Raw genomic sequence first — 6,476 nt, 5'->3', positions numbered from 1 at the left:
GTTTAAACGGCTCTCTTGAGATAGGGAGCGCAATTTATTTACATATGAAAAGAAATATAATATTATTGCCTCTTTGTTTATTGTGTGCAATACTGATAAGTTCCTGTGACGATTATCTGGAAAAGAAGCCGTTAACTCAGATTGGAAATGACGATTATTGGAAAGCGACCAGCGATCTGGCTAATTATACGTTACAGTTTTATCCATCGCTTCCGGCATTCGAAGTTGTTGGAAGTTATACCGGACTGATTGGCTGGGATGGGACGAGAGGTTCTGATACACAGATAACAGGTGTTCCCAGTACGGTGTGGAATGGTTCGCGTTCTCCGGTCACTTCAACGTCTGATAAAGAGTGGAACTGGACGAAGATACGAAGTGTGAATGTGTTTTTTGATAACTATTGGAAATGTAAAGATCCTTTCGATAGTTATAAACATTATGTCGGGGAAGCCCATTTCTTTAAAGCCTGGTTTTATTTTGAAAAGGTACGTGCCTATGGGGATGTCCCTTGGTTTTCCAAGGCGCTGGATACAAGCTCTGAAGAGTTGTATAAGGCCAGGGATTCCCGTGTGCTTGTTGTAGATTCGATCCTGTGGAACCTGGATAAGGCAATAGAGTACCTGAATCCTTTGAAATCAGTAGATGGTGGCTCGAATCGGTTGAGTAAGGAAGTCGCATTGCTCTTTAAATCGAGAGTCGCTTTGTATGAAGGCAGTTGGCAGAAGTATCATAAAGGAACTGCGTTTGGTACTTCCGGAGCCGATCCGGATAAATATTTCCGCTTGGCGGTTGAGGCTGCGGAAGAATTGATGGATTCCCAATATTCGACTGGATTATATTCAACAAATTCTCCGTCGGAAGATTATTGCAAGATGTTTTCCTTGACGGATCAAACCTCTAATAAGGAGGCTCTTCTCTGGAAACGTTATGATAAAGGACTGGGGATGGGACATTCTTTTCAGATATATGTTTCTGACCGAACGGCCGGAAATTCTCTGACAATGGAGCAAATCCACCATTATCTGAAAAAGAACGGTGAACCGTATGATTATATATCTGTTGGGAAAACGGTGAAAGGCGGTGATTTTCTGACAAAGATTGCCGAAGATTGTGATCCGCGTTTATCCCAGACTATTTGGATTCCTGATATGGTGATGTGGGATAACGGTTATGGCAAAGGTATATTTACCAAGCCTTTCCTGAATCAGTCCGGGGAGTATTTGAATAATACGGGTTTTCAGATAAAGAAAGGGAATGACCCGAAAGATCCTCAGGCGGGGAGCGGTGTATCATGGAATACCAATTGTGTGACGGGAGCCATTGTTTTCCGTTATGCCGAGGCTTTGTTGAACTATGCGGAAGCTAAATGTGAACTGGGGGAAGTTGTTGATTATGATAAGTCTGTTAATTTGTTGAGGAGAAGGGTAGGGATGCCGGACTTTAAAGTACAGTCTGATATAAACCGTTCTTTATATGCCGATTACGGTTATGCTATTTCAGATGAATTGTATGAAATAAGAAGGGAGCGTACGGTGGAATTAGGTTGTGAAGGTTTTCGGTATGACGACATCATGAGGTGGGCGGCACATAGTCTGCTCAAAGGAAAACGTCCTAAAGGGTATCCTTTGGATCTGTCGGAGTGGGAAGGTGTGAAGATTAATTATAAGGTAGATGAAAATGGATTATTAGATCCTTATATCGGCCAGATTCCCAATGGATATGGTTTTGATCCGGAAAGAGATTATCTGGAATGTATTCCTATTAATGAAATAACCTTGAACCCGCAATTAATCCAAAATCCGGGATGGTAGATATATTGACTTTTTATTATTAATATTGTAAGCCAATGCTGATAGCCTGCTACATCCGGCAGGTTACCGGCATGACTCTATAACCTATGAAATTTTTAATATGATGAACAGACGCTTATTTTTAAAAAAGGCATGCGGAGGGGTGTTGGTCCTGGCAGCTTCTCCTTCATTTGTATCTTGTGGCGGACAACGGCCTGTCCGGTTTGGGGTTGTTACCGATCTGCATTATTCGCGGCGGGAACCTTATGGGACCCGTTATTTCCCTCAGACAATGGATAAGTTGAAAGAGGCCATGGAGGTCTTCAACTCTTCCAATCTGGATTTTGTGATCGAAATGGGCGATCTGAAGGATCAGGATAATGTCCCCCTGCGGGAACAGACAATTACTTATCTGGATGAAATAGAAAACGTCTTTCAATCGTTCCGGGGACCGGTTTACCATGTCCTGGGAAATCATGATATGGATAGCATCTCCAAAGACGATTTCCTGCAACATACCTCCAATCAGGGGGATGCCGACAAGAAGGCTTATTATTCATTTGCCTTTGATAATATAAAATTCATAGTCCTGGATGCGAACTACAATCTGGACGGAACACCGTATGATAAAGGTAATTTTGACTGGACAAAGGCATATATTCCTAAAGACCAGATAGACTGGTTGAAAAAAGAATTGAAAGGAAATAACAAACCGGTCATCATTTTTATCCATCAGTTGTTAGACCGCTTCTCCGATATCAGTAAATCGCTTTGTGTAAGTAATGCGGACGAAATAGTTCCTCTGTTAGAAGAAAACGGGAATGTGCTAGCTGTATTCCAGGGACATCATCATGCGGGACATTACAGTTTCCGTAATAATATCCACTACTGGACAATGAAAGGGATGATAGAAGGAAACCTTCCCGATAACAACAGTTTTGCTGTTGTGGAGATCGATACGCAGAATAATATTCATATTGATGGTTTCTATAATTGTGAAGATAAGGATTTGAATCGCTTCACGGTGTAAAGTTATTCAGTTGATCTGCGTAAAGCAATCTAATGTTTTTTCAGACAGAGGTAGGTCTAAATAAATTTAGAGGTAGGTGTAAATCGAATTAGAGGTACGTCTAAATTCATTTACACCTACCTCTAATTTATAAGACATAGTAATGTTCTCCGGATTTCGTCAGTATTACGCTTTTTATCCAACCCGTTGTCTCCAGGCAATCGATTAGTTCCACCAACGGTTTTAATATACTTCTTTCGCTACTTTATAAACACTATCCGTAGCCATCATTGTATAAAAATGTAGGCTGGGGACACCGTGGGCGATCAGGTCTTTGCATTGCTGGATGCACCATTCGACACCTACGGCTTTTACTTCATCATCATTTTTACATTTCCGCAATTCGGTTGCAAACGGTTCGGGAATGTCTGAACGGAATATTTTAGGTAATACGGTCAGCTGGTTTTTAAAGACAACCGGCTTGATGCCTGGAATGATCGGGACATCGATACCTTCGGCACGGCAACGTTCCACAAATGAATAATATTTTTCATTATCGAAAAACATCTGGGTAACCAGATAGTCGGCACCGTTTTTTACTTTCTCTTTCAGATAAAAAATATCCGATTCCATATTCGGTGCTTCCTCATGTTTTTCCGGATAGCAAGCCATACCGTATGAGAACGGTGTTTCGTTTGCTTCGAATGTGGAACCGTCTACGGCAATGCCTTTATTGAAATTGTTTACCTGTTCCTGAAGGTCAGTCGCATGTTCGTGATATAAATCCGTATTTTGTCCGGCTTCCAGTGTTTTTACATCACCACGCAACAGCAGCAGGTCGTAAACTCCCAGGAAATTAAGATCGATCAACGCATATTCCGTTTCATCTTTTGTAAATCCCTTACATATAATATGTGGAACTGCCGGAATACCATATTTGTTCTGGATGGCAGAAGCAATGGCAACCGAACCCGGACGCTTGCGGATGTTCACTTTTTGGAAGCTGCCGTCGGGCAAGGTCTTATAGATATATTCGCTGTGGTGAGAAGTTATATTAATGTATTTAGGGTCGAATTCTTTCAGTTTATCAATCACATTATATACCTTCTGTATGCTGTTCCCTTTCAGAGGAGGTAGAATTTCAAATGAAAAAGCAGTCGTTTTACTGCCGTTGATCAGATCAATAACTTTCATATTTTAATTATTTTTGCTGCAAAAGTAACAATTATCATCCGAAATAGCTTACTTTTGCGCTCATAATCTAATTACGACAAGATATGGAAAATATGAATTGGTCTGATCTGGCATTCGGTTATATGAAGACAGACTACAATGTACGGTGTTACTATCGTGATGGTAAGTGGGGTGAATTGGAAGTTAGCTCTTCTGAAATTATTAATATTCACATGGCAGCTACTTGCCTCCATTACGGACAGGAGTCGTTTGAAGGTTTGAAAGCATTCAAGGGAAAAGACGGTAAAATCCGTGTGTTCCGTATGGATGAAAACGGCAAACGTATGCAAGCTTCCAGCCGTGGTATCAAGATGGCTGAACTTCCTGTGGAAATGTTTGAAGAAGCAGTCCGTAAAGTTGTGAAATTGAATGAACGCTTTGTTCCGCCTTATGAGAGCGGGGCAGCATTATATATTCGCCCGCTGATGATCGGCCTGGGTGCACAGGTTGGTGTGAAGCCGGCTCCCGAATATATGTTTATGGTGTTTGTAACTCCGGTAGGACCTTACTTCAAAGGTGGATTCCAACCTTCAAAGGTTTGTATCATGCGTGAGTTCGACCGTGCAGCACCTTATGGAACAGGTACGATCAAAGTTGGTGGTAACTATGCAGCCAGTTTGGTTGCCGGTGAGATCGCTCATTCAAAAGGGTATGCAGCCGTGTTGTATCTGGACCCGAAAGAAAAGAAATACCTGGACGAATGTGGTCCGGCTAACTTCTTCGGTATTCGTGGAAACAGCTATATCACTCCGCAATCTCATTCCATCCTGCCTTCTATTACAAACAAGAGTTTGCAGCAATTGGCGGAAGATATGGGACTGACTGTTGAACGTCGTCCTGTTCCTTTTGAAGAAATAGCTACATTCGATGAGGCGGCAGAATGCGGAACAGCAGCCGTAATCGCCCCGATTTCACAGATTGATGATTTGGATGAAAATAAATCATACGTGATTGCCAAAGACGGCAAACCCGGACCTGTTTGTGAAAAACTATATCACAAACTGCGTGGCATCCAATACGGTGACGAACCTGATACATACGGTTGGGTAACGATAATTGAATAATCAGATAAAAGATGTTGACAGTTAATGTTTTTAGATAAACCGGAAGCATTAACTGTCAACTCTAAATTCTCAAACGTCAATACGCTTTGCCAACTTTGGATTGCCAACTGAAAATAAAATTGCTATCTCGGTGTTGCAAAGTTGAGGATATTTTTTATCTTTGCGGTCTATATAGTAAGACAGTCAGGTGGAAGCATTCTTTAAAACACATAAATACCTTGTAGAACATTTGCATGCACCGGTACGCCGGGGGCTGATGGATGAGATTGATTGGAATGACCGGTTGATCGGGATCAAAGGCTCTCGTGGAGTAGGGAAAACTACTTTTTTGCTGGATTATGCCCGCGAACATTTTGGTGCTGATAATAAAGAGTGCCTGTATATAAATCTGAATCACTTTTATTTTACGGAACGTACGCTGGTCGACTTTGCTTCTGAGTTCAGGGCAAAAGGAGGGAAGGTGTTGTTGATCGACCAGGTTTTCAAATATTCCGGATGGTCGAAAGAGTTACGTTATTGTTATGATAATTTTGAAGATCTGAAGATTATCTTTTCCGGTTCGTCAGTGATGAGGCTGAAAGAGGAAAATCCGGATCTATCAGGTAAAGTTGTTTCATATAATCTGCGTGGTTTTTCTTTCCGCGAGTTTTTGAATCTGATGTCGGGAAACAGTTTTCCGGCTTATACGTTTGAAGAAATAATCGGGAACCATCAGGAGATTGCGAAGAATATTTGTTCGGTAGCCAAACCGATGGCTTATTTTCAGGATTATTTGCATCATGGTTTTTATCCGTTCTTCCTGGAGAAACGCAATTTCTCAGAGAACCTGCTGAAGACAATGAATATGATGCTGGAGGTAGATGTCTTGTACATCAAGCAAATCGAGCAAAGCTATCTGCCCAAACTCCGCAAACTGTTGTATCTGCTGGCTATCAGCGCACCGTGTACGCCGAATGTCAGTCAGTTGAGCAAAGAAATAGAAACGTCACGGGCTACAGTGATGAATTATATAAAATATCTGACCGATGCCCGTTTAATGAATATGTTATATCCGGTAGGCGAATCGTTTCCGAAAAAACCATCTACCGTGTATATGTACAATTCGAATCTGATGTACCCCATCCGTCCGATGGAGGTAAATGTGCAGGCTGTGCGCGAATCTTTTTTCTATAACCAGCTTTTGAAAGACAATACGCTAAATGAGGGAATGAAGAACGCACACTTTTTGGTAAACGGAAAGTATAATTTCAGGATAGAGGAAAATATGAAAGTAAAAAACAATCCTGATTTATACTATGCTGTAGACAAGGTCGAAGTAGGAGAAGAGAATATGATCCCGCTTTGGCTGTTTGGCTTTTTATACTAAGAAATTCTTTTAAA

5 protein-coding genes are annotated in these 6,476 nt (G+C 41.4%); 4 read left to right on the top strand and 1 reads right to left on the bottom strand.

Going from position 1 to position 6,476, the window contains the following annotated elements; translation table 11 throughout:
• Together DWW91_RS18945 and DWW91_RS18940 are read left to right on the top strand one after the other, a co-directional pair.
• A partial coding sequence (locus DWW91_RS18945) for a RagB/SusD family nutrient uptake outer membrane protein (RefSeq protein ID WP_233584528.1) occupies positions 1-1,811 on the top strand: 1,811 nt, incomplete at its 5' end.
• A 100-nt stretch (positions 1,812-1,911) separates the two neighbouring features.
• The gene (locus DWW91_RS18940; RefSeq protein WP_224265510.1) at positions 1,912-2,820 is read left to right on the top strand and encodes a metallophosphoesterase; all 909 of its coding nucleotides are present in this window, start codon (positions 1,912-1,914) and stop codon (positions 2,818-2,820) included.
• A gap of 222 nt (positions 2,821-3,042) precedes the next feature.
• Here the strand turns inward: DWW91_RS18940 and metF are convergent, their stop codons facing one another.
• A complete protein-coding gene (gene metF / locus DWW91_RS18935) occupies positions 3,043-3,993 on the bottom strand; it encodes a methylenetetrahydrofolate reductase [NAD(P)H] (RefSeq protein ID WP_122328612.1) in 951 nt (316 codons plus the stop codon).
• 83 nt (positions 3,994-4,076) lie between these two features.
• On the opposite strand from metF, the gene DWW91_RS18930 reads away from it, so the two are divergent.
• The gene (locus DWW91_RS18930) at positions 4,077-5,096 is read left to right on the top strand and encodes a branched-chain amino acid aminotransferase (protein WP_122328611.1); all 1,020 of its coding nucleotides are present in this window, start codon (positions 4,077-4,079) and stop codon (positions 5,094-5,096) included.
• Between the two features lie 187 nt (positions 5,097-5,283).
• Positions 5,284-6,462 carry an ATP-binding protein gene (locus DWW91_RS18925; protein ID WP_007658310.1) on the top strand — a complete coding sequence of 393 codons (1,179 nt, stop codon included), beginning with the start codon at positions 5,284-5,286 and terminating at the stop codon, positions 6,460-6,462.
• Positions 6,463-6,476 lie beyond the last annotated feature (14 nt).

This window comes from Parabacteroides sp. AF17-3 (assembly GCF_003635445.1).
Classification (GTDB): Bacteria; Bacteroidota; Bacteroidia; order Bacteroidales; family Tannerellaceae; genus Parabacteroides; species Parabacteroides goldsteinii.
This window is presented reverse-complemented; position numbering and strand designations above follow the sequence as displayed.